This is a genomic window from Bradyrhizobium sp. KBS0727, assembly GCF_005937885.2.
GTDB lineage: Bacteria > Pseudomonadota > Alphaproteobacteria > Rhizobiales > Xanthobacteraceae > Bradyrhizobium.
The window spans coordinates 6,208,341-6,232,364 of the sequence record NZ_CP042176.1; the positions used below are offsets into that span (position 1 = coordinate 6,208,341).

25 protein-coding genes and 1 tRNA gene are annotated in these 24,024 nt (G+C 62.3%); 11 read left to right on the plus strand and 15 right to left on the minus strand.

All coding sequences use genetic code 11. The features are described from left to right. Positions 1-87 precede the first annotated feature (87 nt). Positions 88-750 (plus strand): hypothetical protein, encoded by a 663-nt coding sequence (locus tag FFI89_RS28955; RefSeq protein WP_138830926.1) that lies wholly within the window; start codon positions 88-90, stop codon positions 748-750. 65 nt (positions 751-815) lie between these two features. Here FFI89_RS28955 and FFI89_RS28960 read toward each other — a convergent pair whose 3' ends face one another. From FFI89_RS28960 to FFI89_RS28970, 3 genes are all read right to left on the minus strand, one after another. Beyond that, a complete protein-coding gene (locus FFI89_RS28960) occupies positions 816-1,967 on the minus strand; it encodes a CaiB/BaiF CoA-transferase family protein (protein WP_138830927.1) in 1,152 nt (383 codons plus the stop codon). A 3-nt stretch (positions 1,968-1,970) separates the two neighbouring features. Next, a complete protein-coding gene (locus FFI89_RS28965) occupies positions 1,971-2,759 on the minus strand; it encodes an enoyl-CoA hydratase (protein WP_168213090.1) in 789 nt (262 codons plus the stop codon). Positions 2,760-2,987: 228 nt separating this feature from the next. Then, positions 2,988-3,917, minus strand: a complete 930-nt coding sequence (locus tag FFI89_RS28970; RefSeq protein WP_168213091.1) for a LysR family transcriptional regulator — start codon at positions 3,915-3,917, stop codon at positions 2,988-2,990. A 340-nt stretch (positions 3,918-4,257) separates the two neighbouring features. Between FFI89_RS28970 and FFI89_RS28975 the strand changes: the two genes are divergently transcribed. Then, on the plus strand, positions 4,258-5,235 hold the full coding sequence (locus FFI89_RS28975) for a tripartite tricarboxylate transporter substrate binding protein (RefSeq protein WP_138830930.1): 978 nt from the start codon (positions 4,258-4,260) through the stop codon (positions 5,233-5,235). Between the two features lie 367 nt (positions 5,236-5,602). Here the strand turns inward: FFI89_RS28975 and FFI89_RS28980 are convergent. Further along, a tRNA-Glu gene (locus FFI89_RS28980) sits at positions 5,603-5,677 on the minus strand. Positions 5,678-5,825: 148 nt separating this feature from the next. Next, positions 5,826-6,164, minus strand: a complete 339-nt coding sequence (locus tag FFI89_RS28985) for a hypothetical protein (protein ID WP_138830931.1) — start codon at positions 6,162-6,164, stop codon at positions 5,826-5,828. A 26-nt stretch (positions 6,165-6,190) separates the two neighbouring features. On the opposite strand from FFI89_RS28985, the gene FFI89_RS28990 reads away from it, so the two are divergent. Further along, positions 6,191-7,219: an RluA family pseudouridine synthase gene (locus tag FFI89_RS28990; RefSeq protein WP_246669291.1), complete on the plus strand. Its 1,029-nt coding sequence runs from the start codon at positions 6,191-6,193 to the stop codon at positions 7,217-7,219. Positions 7,220-7,434: 215 nt separating this feature from the next. After that, the gene (gene rpoH / locus FFI89_RS28995) at positions 7,435-8,334 is read left to right on the plus strand and encodes an RNA polymerase sigma factor RpoH (RefSeq protein WP_027540787.1); all 900 of its coding nucleotides are present in this window, start codon (positions 7,435-7,437) and stop codon (positions 8,332-8,334) included. Positions 8,335-8,532: 198 nt separating this feature from the next. Here rpoH and FFI89_RS29000 read toward each other — a convergent pair whose 3' ends face one another. From FFI89_RS29000 to FFI89_RS29015, 4 genes are all read right to left on the minus strand, one after another. Next, entirely contained in the window at positions 8,533-9,168 is a 636-nt protein-coding gene (locus FFI89_RS29000) for an N-acetylmuramoyl-L-alanine amidase (RefSeq protein ID WP_138830932.1), read from the minus strand. 32 nt (positions 9,169-9,200) lie between these two features. Beyond that, entirely contained in the window at positions 9,201-10,427 is a 1,227-nt protein-coding gene (locus FFI89_RS29005) for a GGDEF domain-containing protein (protein ID WP_138830933.1), read from the minus strand. A 714-nt stretch (positions 10,428-11,141) separates the two neighbouring features. Beyond that, positions 11,142-11,759 carry a LysE family translocator gene (locus FFI89_RS29010; protein WP_138830934.1) on the minus strand — a complete coding sequence of 206 codons (618 nt, stop codon included), beginning with the start codon at positions 11,757-11,759 and terminating at the stop codon, positions 11,142-11,144. A 66-nt stretch (positions 11,760-11,825) separates the two neighbouring features. After that, positions 11,826-12,239 carry a response regulator gene (locus FFI89_RS29015; RefSeq protein ID WP_138830935.1) on the minus strand — a complete coding sequence of 138 codons (414 nt, stop codon included), beginning with the start codon at positions 12,237-12,239 and terminating at the stop codon, positions 11,826-11,828. Positions 12,240-12,386: 147 nt separating this feature from the next. On the opposite strand from FFI89_RS29015, the gene FFI89_RS29020 reads away from it, so the two are divergent. After that, positions 12,387-13,232: an SDR family oxidoreductase gene (locus FFI89_RS29020; RefSeq protein WP_138830936.1), complete on the plus strand. Its 846-nt coding sequence runs from the start codon at positions 12,387-12,389 to the stop codon at positions 13,230-13,232. A gap of 183 nt (positions 13,233-13,415) precedes the next feature. Here FFI89_RS29020 and FFI89_RS29025 read toward each other — a convergent pair whose 3' ends face one another. Beyond that, positions 13,416-14,234, minus strand: a complete 819-nt coding sequence (locus tag FFI89_RS29025; protein WP_138830937.1) for a lytic transglycosylase domain-containing protein — start codon at positions 14,232-14,234, stop codon at positions 13,416-13,418. A gap of 235 nt (positions 14,235-14,469) precedes the next feature. On the opposite strand from FFI89_RS29025, the gene FFI89_RS29030 reads away from it, so the two are divergent. From FFI89_RS29030 to FFI89_RS29040, 3 genes are all read left to right on the plus strand, one after another. Further along, on the plus strand, positions 14,470-14,706 hold the full coding sequence (locus FFI89_RS29030; protein ID WP_138830938.1) for a hypothetical protein: 237 nt from the start codon (positions 14,470-14,472) through the stop codon (positions 14,704-14,706). Positions 14,707-15,133: 427 nt separating this feature from the next. Further along, entirely contained in the window at positions 15,134-15,337 is a 204-nt protein-coding gene (locus FFI89_RS29035; RefSeq protein WP_138830939.1) for a hypothetical protein, read from the plus strand. 16 nt (positions 15,338-15,353) lie between these two features. After that, positions 15,354-15,557: a hypothetical protein gene (locus FFI89_RS29040; protein WP_138830940.1), complete on the plus strand. Its 204-nt coding sequence runs from the start codon at positions 15,354-15,356 to the stop codon at positions 15,555-15,557. 184 nt (positions 15,558-15,741) lie between these two features. Here FFI89_RS29040 and rpoD read toward each other — a convergent pair whose 3' ends face one another. Continuing rightward, positions 15,742-17,862: an RNA polymerase sigma factor RpoD gene (gene rpoD / locus FFI89_RS29045; RefSeq protein ID WP_138830941.1), complete on the minus strand. Its 2,121-nt coding sequence runs from the start codon at positions 17,860-17,862 to the stop codon at positions 15,742-15,744. Between the two features lie 378 nt (positions 17,863-18,240). Continuing rightward, a complete protein-coding gene (dnaG, locus tag FFI89_RS29050; protein ID WP_138830942.1) occupies positions 18,241-20,274 on the minus strand; it encodes a DNA primase in 2,034 nt (677 codons plus the stop codon). A gap of 197 nt (positions 20,275-20,471) precedes the next feature. On the opposite strand from dnaG, the gene FFI89_RS29055 reads away from it, so the two are divergent. The 3 genes from FFI89_RS29055 (at position 20,472) to FFI89_RS29065 (ending at position 21,808) form a co-directional block, all read left to right on the plus strand. Next, complete coding sequence (locus FFI89_RS29055; RefSeq protein WP_138830943.1) at positions 20,472-20,789, plus strand: BrnT family toxin; 318 nt, start codon at positions 20,472-20,474, stop codon at positions 20,787-20,789. Further along, positions 20,731-21,045: a BrnA antitoxin family protein gene (locus FFI89_RS29060; RefSeq protein ID WP_138830944.1), complete on the plus strand. Its 315-nt coding sequence runs from the start codon at positions 20,731-20,733 to the stop codon at positions 21,043-21,045. The genes FFI89_RS29055 and FFI89_RS29060 overlap by 59 nt, the downstream gene beginning before the upstream one ends. A gap of 196 nt (positions 21,046-21,241) precedes the next feature. Then, positions 21,242-21,808 carry a chlorite dismutase family protein gene (locus FFI89_RS29065; protein ID WP_138830945.1) on the plus strand — a complete coding sequence of 189 codons (567 nt, stop codon included), beginning with the start codon at positions 21,242-21,244 and terminating at the stop codon, positions 21,806-21,808. Positions 21,809-21,817: 9 nt separating this feature from the next. On the opposite strand, the gene FFI89_RS29070 is transcribed toward FFI89_RS29065, so the two are convergent. Genes FFI89_RS29070 through FFI89_RS29080 form a run of 3 tightly spaced genes read right to left on the minus strand, consistent with a single transcriptional unit; the run spans position 21,818 to position 23,999 of the window. Then, positions 21,818-22,216 carry a gamma-glutamylcyclotransferase gene (locus FFI89_RS29070; protein WP_138830946.1) on the minus strand — a complete coding sequence of 133 codons (399 nt, stop codon included), beginning with the start codon at positions 22,214-22,216 and terminating at the stop codon, positions 21,818-21,820. A 32-nt stretch (positions 22,217-22,248) separates the two neighbouring features. Continuing rightward, the gene (locus tag FFI89_RS29075) at positions 22,249-23,061 is read right to left on the minus strand and encodes a transglutaminase family protein (protein WP_138830947.1); all 813 of its coding nucleotides are present in this window, start codon (positions 23,059-23,061) and stop codon (positions 22,249-22,251) included. A gap of 2 nt (positions 23,062-23,063) precedes the next feature. Further along, complete coding sequence (locus FFI89_RS29080) at positions 23,064-23,999, minus strand: transglutaminase family protein (RefSeq protein ID WP_138830948.1); 936 nt, start codon at positions 23,997-23,999, stop codon at positions 23,064-23,066. Between the last annotated feature and the right edge of the window lie 25 nt (positions 24,000-24,024).

Genomic DNA, 24,024 nt, shown 5'->3' on the forward strand with positions numbered 1-24,024 from the left:
CCCACCATTGAAACTGCACCGGACCGCCGTGGGCCAAGCGATCGCCTGCGCGTGGCCGAACCGCGCGCACCTGCGAGGGACCTCACCATGAACACCGCTCCCGACTCCACGATCTCAACGGCGATCGCCGCAACCGACCCAACCAAAGCCGCCGCCACCCCGCGGATAAAACTGCTGTCGCACGGTTTCTCGATCGACCATCCGGATCCAGAACTCGGCGAACAGCTGATGGCTGACGCGCTGGGGGTCGCCGACCGCGACGCGATGCATGGCATCCTCCGGCAATTGGTCAGGGCCAGCGTGAGCGGCGAGAACCCCGACGAGGTCAACCTCGCCTTCATGATTTCGATGGTGAAGAGCATCAAGCCGAGGGACTCCGTCGAGGCCATGCTGGTGGCGCAGATGGTTTCGGTTCATGTGATGGCGATGCGATGCGCCCATCACCTCGCCGAAGCCTGTGACCTCGCCCAGCACGACAGCGCCGCGCGCGCCCTGGGCCGGCTCGCCCGCACGTTTCCCGCCCAGATCGAGGCGCTGAACCGCTACCGGAGCCATGGCGAGCCTGCCATCACCGTGCAGAACGTGTCGGTCGGGGACGGCGGCAAGGCCATTGTCGGCAACGTCACGCAGCATGCGAGTGTTATCGTGTCAGACAAGAACGCGGCGTCCGCAGCGCGGAAGGCGTCGAAGGCCGCGGGCTCCAGGCGAAGGCCCGCTTCCGCTGATGCCAAGCGGGGAGCACAGGCCTGAGCGATCACATCAGACATACCGGCCCGATGCTGGTGAGCCCGTGCCAAAGTCCGTAACAAGCCGATTTATTGAGGCAGGCGTTCCTTGGAAGCGCTGAGCGCGCCAAGAACGACCTCCGTGTGGGCGCCAAGCTTGGGAGAAAGAAGCCGCGGTTTTGGCCGTTGGCCATCGAACGAGAGGGGCAATCCAATCAGCTGCATCCCGGCGGTGCCCGAAATAACTTGTAGCATTCCGAGCGCTTTGGTCTGCTGCTCTTCGAGAACTTCGGGAATTGTCAGGACGGGAGCGCAAGGGATGCCGGCGGCCTCGAATGCGGTCACCCAATCCTCCTTACTGCGGGTCGCAAGAATCGCGCGCAAACTGTTCTGCAGAGACGAACGATTCATAACCCGCGCGCTGTTCGTAATATATCGCGCATCTTTCTTCCATTCGGCCCGCCCCAAGACGTCGGCCAGCTTGTTAAACAGCCGGTCGTTGCCAGCGGCGACAACGAGCGCGCCTGTCTTCGTTTGGAATATTTGATAGGGAACGACCGAGGGGTGTCCGACACCGTGTCGTTTGGGTGCGTCCCCAGATACAAGATAGTTAGCCGCTGGAATTCCGATCCAACAAAGCGCCGTTTCGAGCAAAGAAGTCTGCACCAGGCAGCCCTGCTTAGTCGTGATACGTCGTAGTAATGCGCTTAGAATGCCGATAACCGCCCACATCCCAGTGCCTAAATCGTTGATTGACGGGCCGCAGCGCACCGGGTCGCCGTCCGGTTCCCCGGTAATACTCATCGGCCCGCCGAAAGCCTGGACCAGCAGTTCGTAGCCGGGTTTTGCCCTCATTGGTCCTACATGTCCGAATGCACCGATGTCGGCATATACGAGTTGAGGAAAACGCGCTTGCAACAGCTCCGGTCCAAGGCGGAGGTCCTCAACCGCGCCCGGCCTCAGATTGTGCAGAAATACGTCCGCAGATCCGATGAGCTCGAGAAGTTGCGCGTACTGTCCGGGATCCTTGGCGTCCAATACGACACTCTGCTTATTACGGTTCATTTGATGGAAGAGGGCGGCATCCCCCTCCCAAAAAGGTGGCCCCCATTGGCGCGCATCGTCCCCTCCGGGCTTCTCGACCTTGATCACTTCGGCGCCAAGATCCGCGAGTATTTCGGCAGCGAAAGGTGCAGCCAGGATTTGTCCGAGTTCGACGATACGAATGCCGGAAAGCAACATCGGCTATCCTCGTGGCCGGTCAATGAAAGAGCGAAGCATTTGACGGGCCTCACCGGTTTCAAACGTTTCCGAGAACGTAGCGATACCGGTCGAGACAGCCTGATCAATCGGCAAGGTCTCCCAATCCCTGATCAATCGCTTCTGCAGCCGCATCCCGCGGTTGCCGTTGGTTGCCATGAGACGGAGCCAGCTATCAACCGCCGCATCGAGCGCCTCCGGCGCAACCACCTTTTCAACCAAGCCCCACTGCAACGCTTCCGCTGCGTCAATCGTGTCGCCCAACAACAAAAGGCGCCGCGTGCGTCCCCAACCGATAAGGCCCGGCAGCAGCGCGGCCTCTACGACCGAGGGCATGCCGAATTTCACTTCCGGCATTCCAAAAACTGCGTTGCTAGACGCAACTCGCATGTCGCAGGCGGCAGCCAGCTCCAGACCAGCACCCAGCGCGTAACCGTTGACTCTTGCAATGACAGGCACCGGCAAGTCCCGAAGACAACGGCAACACTCATGCACCCGCGTGATGAAGGCACGTGCGGCGGTAGGATTCGCAAGTTGGGAAAGTTCGTGAATGTCGGCCCCGCCTATGAAGGCCTTTTCGCCGGCGCCCGTTACCACTATCGCCCGCATCTTCTGATCCGCGTGCAGGGCATTAACCACAGCCACGAACTGCGACATCAGATCCGAGTTCAGTGCATTTAAACTGCGACTGTTGTCGATTATGACGTGAACTACATCAGCGAACTCCGGCCTTGTATCGAATCTCGACGTCACTCCCGGAACATTCTGCAGCACCTTGATCTCCTATCCAGTTGATCAAGTACCAAGCGCCCGCGAACATTATTGGTCAAAGACCGAGTGAGTCTGGCAGCCATATGTTAGCGATATGGCCGGGGTCCAGAGGCACCGATTTCCACGAGTCAGCCCGCTCGTCCTGCGAATCTGCCTGGCGTTTGCCCCTCGCCGCCACCTCGTTGAGAGGCCCGATGCTAGAGAACCCGCGCGCGTCTGGTCTTCACACTTTTAGCTCTCATTCGAGCAGAGGCGCGCGAGCCAATTCCCGCTCTGCACCAGTCTGGACACGATCTGTCGTGCTGTCTCTTCAACGGTCTGAAGAGCGCGCGTGGCCGGAACGTCGGCAGAGCGACAGAAAATCACAGAACGTGTGATTGAAGGAGAGCCTATCCGCCTTGCTGACAGGCGTCCGACCTCTAGTTCCGGCCGAATAGAGGCGTGAGATAGAATAGTATAACCCAAGCCCGTTGCCACCAGCTCCTTGATCTGCGGGATCGCGTCCACTTCGGCGACGATTTGAAATGAAATGCCCTCGCGTCGAGCGCAGTCAGCGATCAGTTCGCGAAGGCTGTGAGGCCGACCCGGGAGTATCATCGGCATAGCAGCCAAATCGCGTAAAGCGACATCGACTCCATCCAAGTTTCCAGGTGGTCCCACCAAATACAGGTCCTCCTCCAGGACGCGCCGTGCGACCAAACCGTGCCCCTCCTCGAGTCGGAATACTACCCCCAAGTCCAGACGTGCTGATCGGAGGAGTTCGGGAATATGCCCAGTATTGCTTTCACAAAGTCGAAGCCTGATCTGGGGAAACTCATCCAAGGTCTGTCGTACGAGAGGGGCGCCCAGCATCATTGCGATAGATTGCGACATGCCCCAAACAACACTCCCAGCCGGTTCCGGAGCCTCGCCCTGAATGTCCTCTCGCGCAGCGTCGAACCGTTGGATAATATCGCGCGCGTGAGTCAACAGTTTCGCGCCCGAGGCCGTCACACGCACACCTCGAGCGGTCCGGTGCAGCAGCGCCGAGCCAAGCTCTGCTTCCAGCTTCCGGAGCTGCAGACTAAGGGCCGGCTGGGCAACATGGAGACGAAGAGCTGCCTTAGAAATCGTTCCCTCTTCGGCAATGGCGACAAAGTAGCGGAGAGTCCGAATATCCATGCTGATGATACTATCCACGTATTGGCGGTATCGCCACGGACTCATTTACTTCAAAATGGTGTCTGCACTGGTCGGAATTGGCTGCCGCGCCTTCGCCCGGATGACTTCTGATCCATATCGACAGGATATGGCCGCCAGACCCACTTGGTATTTGACCGCATTTCGTTTGCCGGGCCTAGTGTTCGAGGACATGTTTGCGGACGAGCAGCGCTGACATGCAGAGACGCCACTAGCCAATCACAGCAGCCGCCTACTTCGTGAACCGCTCGTGGAAGCACAGGGGTGGTCGGAAAGAGGTCCCCCGCGACAAAAGCTGAAATATATTCAGGGAGGTTCAGAAATGAAGCTTACGCGCCGCGAAGCGATAGCCGGAGCGTCCTCCCTTTTCGCTACGCGAGTATTTGCGGCCACGGATTGGCCCTCACGTCTCATCAAAATCGTCGTTCCATTTGCAGCGGGCGGTCCTACGGACTTCGTAGCGCGGCTATTGGCGGAGCCTTTAGGTACAGCAGTTGGTCAGCAGGTGATCATCGAGAACCGGCCCGGCGCAAGTGGAAATCTGGGCGCGCAGGCAGTTGCAGACGCCGAGCCGGACGGCTACACGCTCCTCCACACTACTGTTGCAACCCAAGCGCTCAATCCAATTCTCATGCCGAGTTCCAAGTTGAGGCCCCTCAAGGACTTGGTTGCGGTCGGAACGACTGCCGCACTTCCGAACGTTCTCGTTGTTCAACCCAAGAAAATTGAAGCGAGCTCGGTTCAGCAACTCGTCGAACTCGGCAAGACGGCATCGAAGAGCCTGAACTATGGCACCTTCGGACACGGAACGTCGCCCCACATACTTAGCCTGCTCCTTCAGAGGAAGGCGGGCTTTGAAGCTGTCGCTGTCGCATACCGGGGAAGCGCCCCCGCTCTCACGGACCTCATATCCGGGCAAATTGATTATCTGTTTGACAACGTCACTACGTCTTCAGAGCAAATCAAAGCGGGAATTGTACGGGGCCTGGCCATCACATCGGCGTCACGCTCCTCGGTTCTCCCAGACCTGCCGACGATGAAAGAAGCCGGCTTCGATGGCTTCGATCTAAATTTCGGATTCTCGCTAATGGCGCCTGTACGCACGCCAGTGGCTATCCTCACCAAGCTTCGATCCGCCTTCGACATGGTGGTGAAAACGACGAGCTATGCGAACGAGTTGCGGGCACGTGGAGCGGAACCGCTGCTCGTTGCTCAGGCCGACCTGGCGGGCTTCGTGGAACGCGAAACCGAAAGGTGGGTGCAAGTCGCTCAACAGATTAGTCTCAATCCTTCGAACTAGGGCGCTCATAAATCGAGCTTGATTGGTGCGGTTTGATCGATGTCCGCCAAGCTCCGATAGCCCACCGAAAGCTAACACGGTCAGCTTGATAACCGTACGACAGGTGGGCAACCAGTGCCGGCTGTCGATGCAAATGATCGGCGGCCCGCCGCACGATTGCGGGCGCAAGGTTGCGGTCACTGAGCCAACAACTGTGAGCGCGGGGCTAGAAGGCGGCGGCCATCCGCAGCGGGGGCCGACCAATTATTGGTCGGCGATAGGTCTGACCTTCGCCCGGCGATACCACGCAAAGAGGGCACAGTTGGAGTCTGCCAACGAGACACCAGCTGGACACTCTGCTTCGCGAACCGGCTAAGTTATTGATTTCTGGCGCTCCCTAGGGGAATTGAACCCCTGTTTCAGCCTTGAGAGGGCCGCGTCCTAACCGCTAGACGAAGGGAGCGTTGGCTGCAGGGAATAGCCTCGAAATGCGCGGTCGGCAAGGCGGAAGCTTCCGCCTGTCCCTGACTTGATCGGGGATTTCCCGGGCGTCTACGACGAAGAAAGACGTGGATGGCCGGGTCAAGCCCGGCCATGACGGTGGTGGTGAATCAGGGTTCGCTGACGAATTTGAGTTTTCCGGCCGGTTTCAGCGTTTTGGCGTCGAAGGTGCGGATTTCGGTCACCCCGCCTATGTCCAGCGTCACCACCAGCCGCTCGCCGGCAACCCCGGTCGAAACGATGCGGGCGCCCTTCGGCAGCGTCGCGGTGACATCCGAGGTCGCCGCCGTGGCGCTTCCCTCGCCGCGATAAAGGCGGTAACCGACAGCGATCAGGACGATGGTGACGGCCAGCGCCGAGGTCAGGCCTGCGATCACCATCATCCGCCGTACGCGCGCAAATAGCGCGGCCTGCTCGGGGGTCGGTTCGGGCGCAACGGCATCGGTCATGCGGGACTCTTCGTAAGGACAAGGTTTTGGACGAGGGCATTTCAACGGGCGGACACTCAACGGGCGCGCAACGGCTGGAGGTCACCGTCGGCGGCGACGAGGGTTCGTCCCGCCTCGACCGTGTGCTCGCGGTGCTCCGCCCCGAACTGTCGCGCTCGCGGCTGAAAGCGCTGATCCTGGCCGGTTCCGTCACCGCCCGGGGCGCCCCCGTCCGCGACCCCGCTTATCATGTCGTCACCGGCGATACGATCACAATCGACGTCCCGGAGGCGGTGGCGCCGGAGCCGAAGGGCGAGGCGATCGCGCTCGATATCGTCTACGAGGACGACGACATCGTCGTCATCAACAAGCAAAAGGGACTGGTCGTGCATCCGGCCGCCGGCCATGAGAGCGGCACGCTGGTCAACGCGCTGATCGCCCATTGCGGCGCAAGCCTCTCGGGGATTGGAGGTGTCCGCCGCCCCGGCATCGTGCACCGGCTCGACAAGGACACCACCGGGCTGATGGTGGTCGCCAAGAACGACCACGCCCATCAATCGCTGACCGCGCAGTTCGCCGACCATGGCCGTACCGGGCCGATGCAGCGCGGCTATATGGCCTTCATCTGGGGCGCGCCCGGCCGCCAGCGCGGCACGGTCGACGCCCCGATCGACCGCCATCCCTATGCCCGCGAAAAGATGGCGGTGCGCGACGGCGGCCGCGAAGCGGTCACCCGTTGGGAGCTGCAAGCCAGTTATAACGGCCGCGACGGCAAACCGGTGGCTTCCCTGCTCGCCTGCCAGCTCGAGACCGGGCGGACCCACCAGATCCGGGTGCATCTGTCCCATGCCGGTCACCCCCTGATGGGCGATGCCGTTTACGGCTCCCACTTCAAGACCAAGGCCGGCCACCTCGGACCCCAGGCCCAGGCCGCCCTTTCGGCCCTCGGCCGGCAGGCCCTGCACGCCTACCTGCTGGCTTTGGAACACCCCCGGACCGGGGAACTTTTGCACTGGGAAGCGGCTTTGCCGGAGGATTTGCTTCTCCTGCAAAGCGCCCTGGAAGCGGCGCTATGACGCAGGCCGCCTAGAAAAGCTTTGTTATGCCAACAGGTTATAGCTGCCACACGGGGACGTGACGTCAGCAATCCTTCCCTATCGGCCCCGATTTGGTGTATGTTGCACCTGCGCTGAATATCCAGCGCGGAACATCGCAGCCGGGCCGGCTTTAACACAGCGGCCGTCTGCCGGGCCCGCCGCTATCGGGGGCCTGAACCACTGGAGGGCGCTAAATGGCCCGTACAGCTACGTTACCGGTTCTCAATGGAGAACACGGTCTTTCCCGTTACCTCGCCGAGATCCGCAAATTTCCGATGCTGGAACCCCAGCAGGAATACATGTTCGCCAAGCGTTGGCGCGAACATGACGATCGCGACGCGGCACATCACCTTGTCACCAGCCATCTCCGGCTCGTGGCCAAGATCGCCATGGGCTATCGCGGCTACGGCTTGCCGATTTCCGAGGTCGTCTCGGAAGGCAATGTCGGCCTGATGCAGGCGGTCAAGCGGTTCGAGCCCGAAAAGGGCTTCCGTCTCGCTACCTACGCTATGTGGTGGATCAAGGCGTCAATACAAGAGTACATCCTGCGTTCCTGGTCGCTCGTGAAAATGGGCACCACCGCGAACCAGAAGAAGCTGTTCTTCAACCTGCGCAAGGCGAAGAGCAAGATCTCGGCGTTGGACGAAGGCGATCTCCGCCCCGACCAGGTCAAGATCATTGCCAAGCGCCTCGGCGTCACGGCCCAGGACGTGATCGACATGAACCGCCGCCTCGGTGGCGACGCGTCGCTCAACGCGCCGATCCGCGACGACGGTGAAGCCGGCGAATGGCAGGACTGGCTGGTCGACAACTCGCCCAACCAGGAAGCCGTGATGGCCGAGCACGAGGAATTCGATCATCGCCGGCAGGCGCTGAATGGCGCCATCGGTGTGCTCAACCCGCGCGAACGCCGCATCTTCGAGGCGCGACGTCTGGCGGAAGACCCGATGACGCTGGAAGACCTCGCCGCCGAATTCGGCGTCTCGCGCGAGCGCGTGCGGCAGATCGAGGTCCGGGCTTTCGAGAAGGTGCAGTCGGCCGTCAAGGGCACGATCGCGAAGGCGGAAGCCGCCGTCCTGGAAGCCGCGCTCTAACCCTGCACGGGAAGCAACAACTGACGAAAGCCGGCGGCGACGCCGGCTTTTTGTTTTTGGGGGAACGCTTCAGCACCATCGCTGTCGTCCTCCGCGAAAGCGGGGGACCCAGTATTCCAGAGGCGTCGGTGATTGAACCGATAAGCCGCGGCGTACCGAGTCGGATTCAACCGGTCGTCGCAACACTTTGTGTATGGCCTACTCGCCCCATTCCCGCGCCAGCTTCGCCAGCGCGCAGCCTTCGCAATAGCGGGCGTCCTTGAAGTCGATCCAGTTGTGGGCATAGACGCGTTCAAGCGGAATGCCGTAGCGCGCGCGCAAGACCTTCACCAGGATCCGCCACGCCGCGACCTGTGCCTCGGTCGGCCCGCGCGTCACGTCGGGATAGTTGCCGGCGAATTCGACGCCGATCGAGGTATCCTTGTTCACCTGGCGATAGGTTTTGCTGTTGTCGATGTATTTGTTGTCGTTGCGGTCGGCGCCGTCGGTATGGGTCGGTACCAGATTTTCCGCCACCGCCCAGTACACCGTGCCGTCGGTCTCGACCCAGACCATGACGCCCCGCCGGGTCGGATTCCGGTTCTGCTCCTGCGCGCCACCGCGGGCGGAGCCGGCCGGACCTTCGGTCTGGTGCACGATGATGTTGCGCCAGGGATGGGCCTTTGCGGGATCGCCCCATGGCGCCAGCCAGATCACTTTCAGGCCGGGAATGTCGGGTGTGCCCGACGCGCGCGCGATTGCCACGAGATCGGGCGTTTGCGCGGAAGCCGGGACGGAGAATGCCAAGGAGAACGTGAGGGCGCCAAGCGCCGCGACGGCGAAACGAAGTTTCATGATCTGGCGTCCAGTGGGCTCACTGGCGCGTATCACGCCCGCTTGCGCGCGGCCATATCCGAAACGGCCGGGCTTGGGAGTTCGGGGACCAGCGGCGGCGCCGGGTCGTAGGCCGCAAACCGGTTGCGGCCGCCCTTCTTGGCTTCATACAGAGCGTGGTCGGCGGCCGCGATCAGGCGGTCGGGGAATGCGCCCATCTCCCTTGTCCACTGCGCGACGCCGATCGAGACCGAGATCGGAATGTCGGGGCCCGCGCATTGCTCGGCATCCGCGCGGCAGACTTCCAGCACGCGGCGGGCGATCATGGCGCCCTCGCGCAGCGTCGAGGACGGCAGCACGATGCAGAACTCGTCGCCACCGGAGCGCGCCAGCATGTCGCCGGGCCGCAGCCGGGTTTGCGCCATCAGCGTGAAATGCTGCAGGCAGGCGTCACCGGCGGCGTGACCGTGGGTGTCGTTGATGCCCTTGAAGCCGTCGAGATCGATCACCAGCAACGCAAACGGCTGGCTGCTGCGTTCCGAACGCGCGCATTCCTCGGAGAGGCGCTGCACCAGATGGCGGCGGTTGCCGACGCCGGTGAGGTCATCGAGCAGCGCCAGATCGGCGACCTCGTTGCGCAGGCGATCCATCGCCATCAGCAGGAAACCGAAATTCAACGCCATCGACAGGAACACCAGCGCCAGCACCACCATCGACTGCAACGGGGTGAACTGCACATAGGAGAACCCGCCACCCGCGCCGGTCACGCCGGCGACCAGCCTGAAGGCGTAGATGGAGATAATGAGCGAGGCGACGATGCCGGCGAGGCGAGCGCCCGGATTGGCGCGGCCCTCCACGCTCAGCAGCATCCGCAGGCTGAGTAGCAGCGGCAGCGTCTGGCTGATCGAAAACACCATCAGCCGTCCCGGAACGCTGTCGTAGATGAAGGTAAAGAAGAACAGGCCGGCGAAGCCGAGCCCCGTGACCAGCAGGCTGAGGCGCCAGTTGGCCGGCTGGTCGAAGAATTTCTGGATGCCCATCGTCGCGATCCAGATCGCCAGGATCAGCGCGGTGCCGGCCAATGCCAGCGGCACCAGCGAGTCCGTCATCACGACGCGGAGCGTCGCCACCGCAGCCCCCGCCGCCGCCACGAACGACGAGCCGGTCCAGAACCGCGCCGGCACGAACGCCGGATAGCTGCGCACCACGTAGGCCCAGATCATGCCGAGCGCGAGAAAGTTGATGACGAACACCGTCCATAGCGTCGGAACGCTCAGCATCGCTGACACCCAAGGCCTACGCGGCCCCGTCTCCCCTGTTGTTCAACCAAATGCCGGAAACTTGCGCCTCCGGGGCATTCCCCCCACGACAATCCCCGTTGTCTTGGCAACAAGGTGCATCCGCGACGCTTAACGGACTCTCACCGTGGCCTTCGAATCCAAACCGTGGTTTTGAAATGATGAAGAGGGTGCGTGTTTCCCCGTCGTTAAGCATGACGCGCGCGACGCGAAGGACACGACGAACGGCGTTTTGATGAAAAATCGCGCCGAAACGCATAACACCTGTGGATAACGCGATGACGGTCGCATGACGGCACGCGGAATCGCGACGCGAATCTGTTGGGATTGTGATCGAGGATGTTGTGAGGCTAGCCCTCCGCCAAGCATGCCTCGGAGTCGCGTTTCAATCCATTAAAACCTTGAGAGGATACTATGGCTAAGAAAGCGAAGAAGGCGAAAAAGGCGAAGAAGGCGAAGAAGGCCAAGAAGTCCAAGAAGTGAATTTTCGCCCGGGTGGAGCGCTCAGTTCCGCCCGGGCATCCAACTCTCGAAAGTTGGCAAAGATGGCGGGCCCAAGGCTCGTCTTTTTTATTTGTCCCGCCTTTTTGATTTTGTGGGCGCGGCACAAACTTGTAGCCCGGATGAGCGAAGCGACATCCGGGGAAACACGAACACCGGTCCCGGATATCGCTTCGCTCATCCGGGCTACGAAGCCTACCGCTCCGCGAATGCGAGCTTGGCGCCGAGCGCCGCGAAGCCCGCCGCAAAGCTCCGACGCAGCCAGGCCATCACCTTCGGTCGCGAGATGACGCGGTCGCGGACCGAGGCGGCGAACAGGCCGTAGACGGCGAACACCGCAAAGGTCATCGCCATGAAGGCGCCGCTCAGCTCAAACATGCGAGCCAACGGATGGCTCTCGTCGGCGGCGATGAACTGCGGCAGGAAGGCCAGGAAGAAGATCGACAGCTTCGGATTGAGGATGTTGATCAGGATCGCCGTGACGATGACCCGCCGGCTGGAGCGCTCGCCCGCGGCCGGACCCGTGTCGATCGAAAGCGCGCCGGTTTCGCGCAGCGCCTGCCAGGACATGTACAGCAGATAGACGACGCCGCACCATTTCAGCGCGGCAAACGCCAGCGCGCTGGTATGCAGCACCGCGGCTAAGCCCAGCATGGCCGCCAGCATCTGCGGCACGATGCCGAGCGTGCAGCCGAAGGCGGCGGCGATGCTCGGCCGCGCGCCCTGTGTCAGCGCCACCGCCAGCGTATAGAGTACGCCGGTGCCGGGCGAGGCGACCACGATCAGCGAGGTCAGGAGAAAGGACAGCGTCATGGCCCGCCAATATCACGGTTGGGATAGACGCGGAAGCGTCCGCGCGAAGGGGGCATGACGCGGAGATCACGCGCGCGGGCGTGACTTGCCTGTTTCGTCGAGGCTCCAGGCATAGGCCATCCGTTCCGCCTCCCGGATCACATCGAGCGGCGCCCACGGCTTGGACCAGAATTTTGCGCCATCGGGCAGTTGCTGGGGCAGCGGCTTGCCCGAGGTCACGATCACCCCCATGTCGGGATTGTACTTCCGGGCAAAATGCGCGAGCTCGATGCCATTCACGTTGCCGGCGAGTTGCACGTCGGTCAGCATCAGCATCACGTTGTCGCCGGCGTTTTCCAGGACCAGTTCGGCCGCCTCGGCGCTCTCGCACTCGATGACATCGACGTCGCTTTCCTCCAGCAACAGGCAGAGCATCTCCCGTTGCATCGGGTCGTCCTCGACGATAAGTGCGGTCGCGCGGAAGGGTCTTGATTGTCCCATGGTGACCTCCGTTTTGGTTGAGCCCCAGAGCCGTCGGGGTTAAGCGCCGAAACTGCTTTATGGTTCGGTTCCAATTTGCCAAAGTTCGGAAAACTACAACTTTCGCGAGTTCCCCTCCCCGTCTGACCTGCATGGAGCTGAGACCTGATGACTGCGATTTCCGGAAGTGCCGCCGCCGTGACCGGCGCCGCCAGCGGCATCGGCCGCGCTCTGGCGCTGGAATTGGCCGCGCGCGGCTGCGATCTCGCGCTCGCCGACCGCGACGAGGCAGGGCTGCAGGCGCTCGCCGCCGAGATCGGCCGCGATGCCAAGCGCAAGGTCAGCGTGCACCGGGTCGATGTCGGCGAGCCCGGCCAGATCCAGGATTTTGCGATCGCCGCCACCGCCGCGCATCCCGCGCTCAATATCCTCATCAACAACGCCGGCGTCGCCTTGCTCGGCAGTTTTGCCGAGGTCGAGCAGGCGCAGATGGAGTGGCTGATCAACATCAATTTCTGGGGCGTGGTGCACGGCACCCGCGCGTTCCTGCCGCATCTTTCCGGCAGGCCGGCGGCGCATATCGTCAACCTGTCCTCGATCTTCGGCATCATCGCCCCGCCCGGCCAGACCGCTTATTGCGCGGCGAAATTCGCGGTGCGCGGCTTTTCCGAAAGCCTGCGCCATGAACTCGCGATGGCGAACAGTTCGGTGAAACTGTCGGTGGTGCATCCCGGCGGCGTCTCGACCAACATCGCGCGCAACTCCCGCACCGGCGCCGGCGTCACCGACAACGCCCGCCGCGCCCAGTCGATCGACCGCTTCGACGCGATGGCCAAGACCACGCCGGCCGCCGCGGCCCTTCGCATCATCGAAGGCATCGAGAAGAACCAGCCCCGCATCCTGATCGGCAACGACGCCCGCTTCATGGATCTCTTGCAACGGTTTCGACCTTCGACCTACTGGGCGGTGCTGGCGAGGCGGCTGGAGAAGATGGCCGCGCAGGCGGGGAAGTGACCGCGGCGCGCGGCCATTGCGAGCGCGGCGTGGCAGAGATTTGAATCCCGCCGTCATGCCCGGGCATAGCCGTTCGAAGAACGGCGTCGCTTCCGCTCGCCTATGACCCGGGCATCCACGTCTTTGGTGCGCAAAAAATAAGTCGTGGATGGCCGGGTCAAGCCCGGCCATGACGAACTCCAATCACCGCCCGCCCAGCTGATCGGCAAAATACCCGATCGTCTTGCGATAGATCGTGGCCCTGTTCCACTCGCGCATCGCCTCGAAATTGGCGGTGCCTTCGCCATAGGGCGCGCCCATCTTGAAGCCCGAGGTGTGCAGCAGGTTGGCGGTGGAGGCGAGCACGTCGGGCACGCTGTGGCGGAGATCGACATGGCCGTTGCCATCGAAATCGACGCCGTACTTGATGTAGGACGACGGCAAAAATTGCGTCTGGCCGATCTCGCCGGCATAGGCGCCGATCATGTCGTTGAGGCCGAGATCGCCACGCTGCACGATCTGGAGCGCGGCCAGCAGTTCGCCCTGGAACAGTTCGGTGCGGCGGCAATCATGCGCCATGGTCGAGAGCACGCGAAACACCGGCAGCTTGCCCATGTCGCCCTTGCCGAAATCGGTCTCGAGTCCCCAGATCGCGACCAGGATCTGCCGGGGCACGCCGAACTTCGCCTCGATGTTCGAAAGCAGCGCCGCGTGTTTCTGCAGCATCGCGCGGCCCGCATTGATGCGGCCGGCGCCGACGCGGGTCGAGACATATTGCTCGAACGATTTGTTGAAGGTGCCGCGCTGGCGCCGGTCGAACGCCAGCACGCCCATGTCCTGCTGCACGCCGCCGAGCGCCTGGCTGATCACGCCCTGCGAAATTCCGGCCGCCCGCGCCTCCTGCGACATCGCCGCCACGAAGGTATTGAAGTCGCCGCCGCAGCGGGCGGCGTAGGCGGGAGTGGCGAGCGCAAGCACGGCAAGGACAGAGGCGCAGAGCAAGGAAGGACGGGGGAAATGCATGGGGAGCCATTTTCTGAGGGGGCGCGGGACAATTGAATGCGTCTCTACCATATCCGCCGTTGTTGTTCGAGAGTCCGCGGCGGCATCGCGTCCGCGACCAGGAGGCTCACCATATTGCCGGGGAAACCGTGCGAGACCCGCTGCCCAAGCCGTTGCGGAACAGGGCTTTCTTGCGGGCCAGCCATCACGGAAGCTATAATTGACACCGGCCGCCTTATCGGGGACAAGCCCGCTTATGGCGAAAAAACCCGGCACCAATCCCAAAGGCGAGTTCGCCTTTTTCAACGTCGTCTATGAGGACGGCTCCCAGCGCTCCAACCGGCGCGTGCCTGCCGAGCTGCTTGGCGGCCTCGACGGCGACGAGCCGGCACGCGCGTTTATCCTCGAGCAGGACCGCGAGATCGCCGAAAAGTCAGGCCGCGGAACGCTGGCGATCAAGAGCATCGAGCGGGTCGGCGTGAAGAAGAAATAGGCGCTTCGTCCCTTCAACAGCCCATCCAATTCCGTCATCATTTCCGTCATGGCCGGGCTTGTCCCGGCCATCCACGTCTTGCTTGCTACTCGACCGCAAAGACGTGAATGCCCGGCACGAGGCCGGGCATGACGGATGTGGTTGAGACCCCGCCCCCGCCTACGTCAACCGAACGGCGATGAACGACGCCGTGACCCCAACGGGATTGCCCTCACCGTGCGGCTTGGCGCGAAGCACGGACCCAACCAGCGACTGAACCTGATCGATGCCCGCCGGCCAGTGAAACGCCAGCGATGCCTGATAGTCGTATTCTCAGCCTTTGATGTCGGTGTCCGGGCGCCCGAACTCACTGATCTCAACGGTGAGCGGCGCATCCGATGTCGCCGGCACAATCGTGCCTTCGAGATCGAGCGTCAAAGTGGGGCTCATGACCAAGGTGCCGGTCGTGGTCGGCCTCGGCGTCTCGAAGATGAAGATGCCGCCACTTCTGATCGGCCTGGTTGCGGTAGCTGCGATAGGCCCAAGTGCCGGCGAGCGATGGTGCGTCTGCCATGTCGATCTCACCTTTGGTGAGATAGGTCTACAGACAAATACTACCTTAGATTGCATCACGAAGCAATCTAGCCTGTGACTATTTTATCAGCCCGATGACCATCGATATTTTCAGCCTGAAAGCCGTCGAAAATATCAGCACGTCGATCGAGAATTGGAAAAAGCAGCTCAAGACAGCGCTTGAAAACCTGCAAGACGCAGATGCGTTACCCGATGAGGTAAATCCAAAGCTCGCCATTCAATTTGCCGGATACCCTATCCCTCACGCAGCAATCATGCGGCACTGGTCAGTTCTTTGAGGTCTCTGGTAACCAAAGTAACCGATCAGAGAGCGGCTCTCACTCGGACAATGGACTGGTGAACAAGCTTCGCCACTTTAAAGTCTTCCACGCAAAGCGGCGGGCTTTCGCCCGCCGCTTTTGTGTCGATGGATTGCCGGGTCATCCCTGATCAAGTCAGGGACAGGCGCCCGGCAATGACAGATCAATTATCCAAAAAGCTCCGCAGCTTCCGGCTTCGCGACGGATGCTTCAACTTCCGCAGCGCCTTGGCTTCGATCTGACGAATACGCTCTCTCGTCACCGAGAACTGCTGGCCGACTTCTTCCAGCGTGTGGTCGGTGTTCATGCCGATGCCGAAGCGCATGCGGAGCACGCGTTCTTCGCGCGGCGTGAGCGAGGCCAGCACGCGCGTCGTCGTTTCGCGCAGGTTGGACTGGATCGCGGCATCGATGGGGAGGATCGCGTTCTTGTCCTCGATGAAATCGCCGAGATGCGAATCTTCCTCGTCGCCGACCGGGGTTTCCAGCGACAGCGGCTCTTTCGCGATCTTGAGAACCTTGCGCACCTTCTCCAGCGGCATGCCGAGCTTTTCGGCGAGCTCTTCCGGGGTCGGCTCGCGGCCGATCTCGTTCAGCATCTGGCGCGAGGTACGCACGATCTTGTTGATGGTCTCGATCATGTGCACGGGAATGCGGATGGTGCGCGCCTGGTCGGCGATCGAGCGCGTGATCGCCTGCCGTATCCACCACGTCGCATAGGTCGAGAACTTGTAGCCGCGGCGGTATTCGAACTTATCGACCGCCTTCATCAGGCCGATATTGCCTTCCTGGATCAGGTCGAGGAACTGCAGGCCGCGGTTGGTGTACTTCTTGGCGATCGAAATCACGAGACGCAGGTTGGCCTCGACCATTTCCTTCTTGGCCTGGCGCGCCTCGCGCTCGCCCTTCTGCACGCCGTGCACGATCTTGCGGAATTCGCCGATCTCGAGACCGGTCAATGCCGCGAGCTGCTGGACTTCGCCGCGCAGTTCCTTGATGCGGTCCTTTTCGTGATGGACGAAATTCTTCCAGCCCTTGGCGGAGAGTTTCGAGACACGGTTGAGCCAGCGCGGATCGAGCTCCGAGCCCTGGTAGTTGCGCAGGAAATCCTCGCGCGCGACGCCGTGGCTGTCACCCAAACGAAGCAGGCGGCCTTCGAACGAGACCAGCTTCTTGTTGATGTCGTAGAGCTGCTCGACCAGCGAATCGATACGGGCCTGGTTGAGCCGCAGCGACTTCACCTCGACGATGATTTCGTCCTTCAGCTTCTTGTACTTGCGCTCCTGCGAGGGCGACAGCGTCTCGCTCTGCAGCTGGTTGGCAATGTCCTGTTCTTGAAGACGCCGCAGCTTCTTGTATTCGGAGGCGATCTTGTCGAAGGTCTCGACCACCTTCGGCTTCAGCTCGGCCTCGATGGCCGCGAGCGACATCTGGTTTTCGAACTCGTCGTCATCCATGTCGCCTTCGGCGGCGGCCTCGGCCGGATCCTTTTCTTCGGTTTCGGCACCGGCCGCAGGCGCGGCGCGGAACGGGGTCGGCGACGGCGGGGCGGCCGGGGGTGCCACATGCGCGGGCGCGGCACCGGCGGCGGCCGGCAGCGGCTGGCCGTCGGGACCGACGGGTGCGGCGATCAGCGCCGGGTTCATGTTGTTCTTGGCGTCGGGGCCGGCGTAGGTCGCTTCGAGATCGATGATGTCGCGAAGGAAGATCTTTCCTTCGTTGAGTTCGTCGCGCCAGATGATGATGGCCTGGAAGGTCAGCGGGCTTTCGCAGAGCCCCGCGATCATCGCCTCGCGGCCGGCCTCGATGCGCTTGGCGATCGCGATTTCGCCCTCGCGCGACAGCAGCTCGACCGTGCCCATCTCGCGCAGATACATGCGGACGGGATCGTCGGTGCGCTCGCCGGGCTCGGATTTCTTGACCTCGGTGACGGCCTTCTGCGTGACCTCGACAAGCTCGTTGTCGGTGTCGTCGTCGGCCTCTTCCTTTTCTTCCTCAGAGTCGGCCTCTTCGGCTTCGGACACGTTGATGCCCATGTCCGAGAGCATCGACATGATGTCTTCGATCTGTTCGGGCGAAGTGGTGTCGGAGGGCAGCACTTCGTTGAGCTGATCGAAGGTCACGAAGCCGCGCTTCTTGGCCTGCTTGATCATCTTCTTGACGGCGGCATCCGACAGGTCGAGCAACGGCGACGGCGCGTCCGGCGAATCCTTCTCAGGGGCGTCCGCTGCCTTGTCGTCTTTTTCCTTGTCCTTAACCTGCAGCGTCTTTGCCTTGGTGGCCATTCATCAAGCTCCCGAAACGCGCTCATGCCGGACAGCGTCAGCCGCTGCCTGCCTTGAATAACTGGAGACAACTTTTCTTCGAAAAGCCGCCTCGCTCGATTTACTTCTTGAGCATGATCCGACCGGAAAACCGGTATCCACTTTTCCGGATCATGCTCCCTTCTCGAGCATGATCCTCATGCTCATGACGCGGAAAGGGCGGCGCAAACTGTCGCCACCCCCTAAACCCCTCGTCACCGGTGTTATGCCAATAGGCTCTAGACCTGCTAAGTACCTTGGCGGCTATTAAGTTTCGCTTAACCCTGTTTTTGCAGCCAAACCATGGGTTTGGCGAGTCTTTTAACGGCTCCGGCCGCGGCCGTCCGCATGAATTTTTCATCAGACGCTTTTTCGGAACCGGCCCGAAAGTTCGCCAAAACCCTCGATCAGGGCCTCGGTGCCGTCCAGCGAGTCCAGCCGGGCACTGACATCCCTCAGCCAACCCAGATTGGCTTCGCTGGCGTCCTCGCCCAAGGCCAGCTCGGCGTCCTTCTTCTCCCTAAGTAGGGCGTGAGTTTTCTGATGCAAGACAACGAGTTGCTGCCAGGTCGCTAAAACGTCTTCCCGCGCCGCCCCCGGCTTGCTCCCCCACACCGCCGAGGTCGTGATCACCCGTTCAACCCGTTGAAGAATCTCACCTAATCCGCGAGCCTCGAGATCGGCCCGCATCTTCTCGGCCTGCTCTTCCGGCTCCGGAGAATGGTGATGGTCGTTGGCAAAGGCCGCGATAATACCGGCGCGGAGCTTGTTGGCCTCCGGATGAGCCAGTTCCAGCGCCGCCACCTCCTCCAGATGGTCGTGCAACAGCCAGGGGTGGTTGATCAGGGATTGCAGGATCAGCGCCTCGCGGCGGGAGATTGCCGAGCGCTGGCCGCGCATGATCGGGCTGTTGGCCAACTGGGGGCTCGCGGCCTGGTAGGGGCCGCGGTTGATGGTCTGGCCGGTCGACGCCCCCTGCCCGCGGCCGCCGCCACCGGCGAATCGGCCCGCCGGGCCCCCGGTGAACGCGCCGCGGGGGGCAAAACGGCGGCCTGATTCGCCGCCTCCGCCCCTGCCGAAATTGCCCCTGCCATAGCCGCCGCCGCGCCCGCCTTCCGGCGCAAAAGTGCGCTGCAGCCGCTCGGCGAGATCCTGGCGATAGTAGCGCCGCACCACCTCGTCGCGGATGCCGTTGCTGAGTTCGCCGATCCGCGCTTCCAGCGCCGCACGCCGCTCGGGGGTCGCAAAGCTGCCGCCCTCGATCTCGCGCAACCACAGCATGTCGGCGAGCCCGCGCGCCGCACCGATGACCTCCTCGATCGCAACGCGTCCGCCGGAGCGCGCGAGATCGTCGGGGTCCTGCCCTTCGGGCAGCAATGCAAAGCGCAGGCTTTTTCCGGGTTTCAGATGCGGCAGCGCCAGGTCGGCGGCGCGATAGGCCGCCTTCTGTCCGGCACGATCGCCATCGAAGCAAAGGATCGGCTCGTCCGCCATTTTCCAGATCAGCGCGAGCTGGTTTTCGGTCAACGCCGTGCCAAGCGGAGCGACGGCGCCGCCAAAACCCGCGGTGACCATGGCGATGACGTCGACATAGCCTTCGACCACGATCAACGGCGCGCCGTTATGCGTCGCCTGCCGCGCGGGCGCTAAATTGTAGAGGTTGTCGCCCTTGTGAAACAGCGGCGTTTCCGGCGAATTCAGGTACTTTGCCGGAACATCCTTTTCCAGCGCACGGCCGCCGAATGCGATCACCCGGTTACGAATATCCGTGATCGGAAACATCACGCGGTCGCGGAAACGATCGTAGGGCACGGGAATGTCGTCGCCGCCGATCAGCAATCCCGCTTCGACCATGTCGTCGGTCGAAATGCCCTGGGCGCCCAAATATTCCTTCAGCGCAAAGCGCTCGCCGGGGCCGCCCGGGGCATAGCCGATGCGGAACTGGAGTTGCGTCGCCGGCGTGATGGCGCGGTCGGCGAGATAGCCGCGCGCCTTGGCGCCGAAGCGCGAGGCCAGCGTGTCGCAGAAGAATTTTGCGGCAAGGTCCATCACGTCATAGAGCGTCTTGCGGCGCTGCTCGTGCTTTGCGGCATCCGGCGTCACCGCCGGCAGCGCCATGCCGGCCATCGAGGCCAGCCGCTCGACGGCTTCCGTAAAGCCGACGCCCTCGGTCTCCATCAAAAACGAGATGATGTCGCCGTGCTTGCCGGAGGAGAAGTCGTGGTAAAACCCCTTCTGGTCGTTGACCGTGAACGAGGGCGACTTCTCCTGCTGGAACGGCGACAGCCCCTTATATTCCCGTCCCGCCTTCTTCAACTTCACGCGCCGCCCCACGACTTCCGAAACCGGAAGCCGGGCGCGCAGTTCGTCGAGAAATTGGGGCGTGAACCGCATGGGGTGAGTTTGTGCCTTAAGTCGGCGGGCTTGTGCCAACCGATCATGGATATAGGGATGGGCGGGAGAAATACGAAGTTCGTCGGGTTTATCCAGCCTATTCACAGGGACGGGATATCGGATCAATCTACAACCCGAGAGCGCAGTCGACTTGACAGAGAGCATACATTTGTATATACAATATCTCAAGGTCGAGAATGGCTGATTTCGAACTTCTCCCGGCGGCGGGTTTCGAGTGGGATGAGATCAAAAGCGATGCCAACCTGATCAAGCACGGCATTTCCTTCGACGACGCCAGCGATATCTTTTACGGACCGGTCAGTCTCCATCCGTCAAATCGAAACAATGAGGAGCGCTGGGTTGCGATAGGTTTTTTGGGAAACAGGTTGATCGCCGTGATCTTTACGCGACGGTCAAACGTTATCCGGATCATCTCGGCGCGACGCGCGAGGAAAAATGAAGAAAGAAAATATCGTAACGCGAAAATGGGGCGATCGCCGGAAGGGCAAGACTGACTGGGCGCGCGTCGATGCTCTGACTGACGAGGACATCACCAAGGCTATCGCCAACGATCCGGACTGGGCGGAATTTAAGGATATCGACTGGTCGGACGCCGTGCTGGTGATGCCGGCCCGGAAGAAAGCCATCTCCATTCGGGTCGATGAAGACGTGCTCGACTTCTTCAAGCAGCAAGGCGACGGCTACCAGCGGCGGATTAACGCCGTGCTGCGGTCCTACATGCAGCAGAAGGCCAAGAAGAAGCGGGCTTGAGGTCGAACTGCACCCGCGGAGAACGCGGCCCCCTCCCTCCCTCGTCATGGCCCGCTATAGCAGAGAAAGACGTGGATGCCCGGGTCATCTAGCGCGAAGACGCGCTTCGCGCTTTTACCGGGCATGACGGCGGCACGAAGGTGGTACACCGCTTGCGCCGCTTGAAACCTGCCCGGTTCCACGCTTCCATGTCTCCATGTTCACGGTGTTCAGGGGCGGACAAAGCGGGGCGTGGCGGGTGATGTTGGTGGCGCCGGTGAAGGGCGCCGGCCTGGCGCTGACGCCGTCGCTTTCGGTCACCCGCTCCGAATCGGTCGCGCTGCCGATCGTGCCCTCGCAAAACTCCTGGCGGCTGGTGGGCGTTACCAGCCATGTCCGCTACGTTGAGCGCGCCGAGAAGGACCAGCTTACCGCCGCGCAGGCCGGGCTCGGCCGGCCCGAGGCGAGCCGTGCGGCGCTGATCCCGATCCGGAAGTCGGCGGCCTGGTGGGAGCTGACGCAGGAAGAACGGCGAAAAATCTTCGAGGACAAGTCGCACCACATCGCGTCGAGCCTGAGATTTTTGCCCGCGATCGCGCGGCAGCTCTATCACAGCCGCGACTTCGGCGAACCATTCGATTTCCTGACCTGGTTCGAATACCAGCCGGACCATGAATCGCTGTTCGAGGAACTGGTGGGCCTGCTGCGCCAGACCGAGGAATGGAGCTATGTCGAGCGCGAGGTCGACATTCGCGTCGAGCGCGAAAGGCTGGATGCGGGTTGACGCGCGAACCTACTTCTCCAGAAACTTCCCCGAGGCAATGTGCGGCAGGCCGGTGACGGGCCAGTTGTAGATGTAGGTCCACGCCTCGCTCGCGGAGCCGTCTTCCCGCGTGACCCGCAGCATCTGCCGGAGATATTCGGTCGGCTCGGGAAAGCCTTCGCCGCAGGCTTCATACATGTCGAACTCGCCGAGCAGCGCATCGCGGTCGCGCAGGCGATACAACTCCCCGAACACGATGTCCGTGGGATCATCCGACAGCGTCAGCCCCGGATAGTGCTTGATGAGATAGAGCCGGCCGCGGCAGGTCGCCGTGCCCAAATAATCCGCGCTGCGCGACAACAGCGTCGCCATCGGATGATCGAAGCCGCGCATCAGGGTGCCGTAGACGAACAGACGATCTGAAATCATGCCGCGCAGTTATCCCGGCAACGCGCTCGGGATCAAGCCGCCACCACCTCGTCCGTCACCACGACGAACTTGACGAGGTCCATCCGGCCAAAACTCGTGGTCAGCGCGACGTCGGCGGCGTCGCGGCCGGTGCCGATCAGGATGCGGCCGATGCGCGGGTGGTTGTGGCGGGCGTCGAAGGTGTACCACTCGCCAGAGAGATAGACCTGGAACCAGCCGGAGAAATCCATCGGCGCCGGATCCGGCGGCACGCCGATATCGCCGAGATAGCCGGTGCAGTAGCGCGCCGGGATGTTCATGCAGCGGCAGAACGTCAGCGCCAGATGCGCGAAGTCGCGGCAGACGCCGGCGCGCTGCTCATAGACGTCATGCGCCGACTTCATGTGATGCGCATGCTCGTAGCCGAAGGTGACGTGGTCGTGGACGAAATCGACGATCGCCTGCACCCGCGCCCAGCCGGGTTTGGTCGCTGAAAACAGCGACCAGGCGATATCAATCAACTTGTCGGTCTCGCAATAGCGGCTCGGCATCAGATATTGCAGAACGTCGTCGGGCAGTTGATCGATCGGCAGTTGCTGCGCGTCCGGCGCCACCGCATCGGGCAGCCCGGAATCGCGGACCCGCGCCTTTCCCTTCAATGTCACGCCGCCGGCGGGCGCCACCAGCCGGCCGCAGACATTGCCAAAACTGTCGCGGTAGAAACCGATCGGCACTTTCGGTTCGGCAACGATGCTTTCCTGGCCGACGATGTCGACGCGGCGCGACGGGTGGACCGAGAGCATCATCACCATCGGCGTCGGCGCCACGGCCGCATACGAAATCTCGAAGCCGACGTCGATCTCCACGATCAGACCCTCTCGTGGGACTGACGTTGGGACTGCGCTCCGGATCGAGCTTCGGGCGCGACATCGCCGACCGATACGACGTTGATGCTGATCTCCATGCCGACATAGGCGTCGGCCGAACCGAGATAGCAGCCGTGCAGCGGGATCGCCTGGCGCGGGTCGCGCGCCACAGCGACGCGGATCAGGTCGCGGGTGCCGACGATGCCGTTGGTCGGATCGAACTCGATCCAGCCGGCGCTCGGCAGATAGACCTGCACCCAGGCATGGGTCGAGCCGCCGCCGACATAGCCGTGCGCACTGTCGCCGGGAATGAACAGGTAACCGGAGACGAACCGCGCGGCGATGCCGAGCCGACGCAATGCCTCGATCATGAACATCGCATAATCGCGGCAGGTGCCCGAGCCGGTCTGCAGCGTGTCGAGCGGATGCTGGGTGCCCTGCTCGTGGCGCTTGCGATAGGTGAAGGCCTCGCGGATGCCGTGGGTCATGCCGCTGAGAATGTTGATGGTCGGTGTCGGCCCGTCCGCGTCGAGAAACTGCCGCGCCCACGCCGACAGCTCGCCGTTCGGATCGCCATATTGCGGCGCGATGAACTGCTCGAGGTCGGGAAATTCCTCGCGGTCGTAGAGGAACGGATAGAAATAGGCGGTGTCGTCGGGGGTCAGCGCAAACTCTTCCGCCGGATTGTGCTCGACGGTCGCCATCGAGGTGAACGACAGCGTTTCCGCGCGCTCGTCGAAGGTCGCGATCGCGACGCTGTTGCCGAACACGTCGTGGATCCAGCGCAGCGACATCGGCTGCGGCGAAATCTCGAGGCTAGACGACAGCACGCGCAGGTCATGGCCGTCGCGCGGGCGCAGCATGATTCGATGCTCGCCAAACGCCACCGGGCGGTTGTAGCGATATACGGTCTTGTGGTGAATGGTCAGGAGCGGCATCGTTCAACAATCATCGATTCTGGGT

Bases quoted from the DNA above. Each gene is read 5' to 3' on its own strand.
- FFI89_RS28955 (WP_138830926.1), top strand. From the start codon at position 88: ATGAACACCGCTCCCGACTCCACGATCTCAACGGCGATCGCCGCAACC.
- FFI89_RS28960 (WP_138830927.1), bottom strand. From the start codon at position 1,967: ATGTTGCTTTCCGGCATTCGTATCGTCGAACTCGGACAAATCCTGGCT.
- FFI89_RS28970 (WP_168213091.1), bottom strand. From the start codon at position 3,917: ATGGATATTCGGACTCTCCGCTACTTTGTCGCCATTGCCGAAGAGGGA.
- FFI89_RS28975 (WP_138830930.1), top strand. From the start codon at position 4,258: ATGAAGCTTACGCGCCGCGAAGCGATAGCCGGAGCGTCCTCCCTTTTC.
- FFI89_RS28985 (WP_138830931.1), bottom strand. From the start codon at position 6,164: ATGACCGATGCCGTTGCGCCCGAACCGACCCCCGAGCAGGCCGCGCTA.
- rpoH (WP_027540787.1), top strand. From the start codon at position 7,435: ATGGCCCGTACAGCTACGTTACCGGTTCTCAATGGAGAACACGGTCTT.
- FFI89_RS29000 (WP_138830932.1), bottom strand. From the start codon at position 9,168: ATGAAACTTCGTTTCGCCGTCGCGGCGCTTGGCGCCCTCACGTTCTCC.
- FFI89_RS29005 (WP_138830933.1), bottom strand. From the start codon at position 10,427: ATGCTGAGCGTTCCGACGCTATGGACGGTGTTCGTCATCAACTTTCTC.
- FFI89_RS29010 (WP_138830934.1), bottom strand. From the start codon at position 11,759: ATGACGCTGTCCTTTCTCCTGACCTCGCTGATCGTGGTCGCCTCGCCC.
- FFI89_RS29015 (WP_138830935.1), bottom strand. From the start codon at position 12,239: ATGGGACAATCAAGACCCTTCCGCGCGACCGCACTTATCGTCGAGGAC.
- FFI89_RS29020 (WP_138830936.1), top strand. From the start codon at position 12,387: ATGACTGCGATTTCCGGAAGTGCCGCCGCCGTGACCGGCGCCGCCAGC.
- FFI89_RS29025 (WP_138830937.1), bottom strand. From the start codon at position 14,234: ATGCATTTCCCCCGTCCTTCCTTGCTCTGCGCCTCTGTCCTTGCCGTG.
- FFI89_RS29030 (WP_138830938.1), top strand. From the start codon at position 14,470: ATGGCGAAAAAACCCGGCACCAATCCCAAAGGCGAGTTCGCCTTTTTC.
- FFI89_RS29035 (WP_138830939.1), top strand. From the start codon at position 15,134: ATGACCAAGGTGCCGGTCGTGGTCGGCCTCGGCGTCTCGAAGATGAAG.
- FFI89_RS29040 (WP_138830940.1), top strand. From the start codon at position 15,354: ATGACCATCGATATTTTCAGCCTGAAAGCCGTCGAAAATATCAGCACG.
- rpoD (WP_138830941.1), bottom strand. From the start codon at position 17,862: ATGGCCACCAAGGCAAAGACGCTGCAGGTTAAGGACAAGGAAAAAGAC.
- dnaG (WP_138830942.1), bottom strand. From the start codon at position 20,274: ATGCGGTTCACGCCCCAATTTCTCGACGAACTGCGCGCCCGGCTTCCG.
- FFI89_RS29055 (WP_138830943.1), top strand. From the start codon at position 20,472: ATGGCTGATTTCGAACTTCTCCCGGCGGCGGGTTTCGAGTGGGATGAG.
- FFI89_RS29060 (WP_138830944.1), top strand. From the start codon at position 20,731: ATGAAGAAAGAAAATATCGTAACGCGAAAATGGGGCGATCGCCGGAAG.
- FFI89_RS29065 (WP_138830945.1), top strand. From the start codon at position 21,242: ATGTTCACGGTGTTCAGGGGCGGACAAAGCGGGGCGTGGCGGGTGATG.
- FFI89_RS29070 (WP_138830946.1), bottom strand. From the start codon at position 22,216: ATGATTTCAGATCGTCTGTTCGTCTACGGCACCCTGATGCGCGGCTTC.
- FFI89_RS29080 (WP_138830948.1), bottom strand. From the start codon at position 23,999: ATGCCGCTCCTGACCATTCACCACAAGACCGTATATCGCTACAACCGC.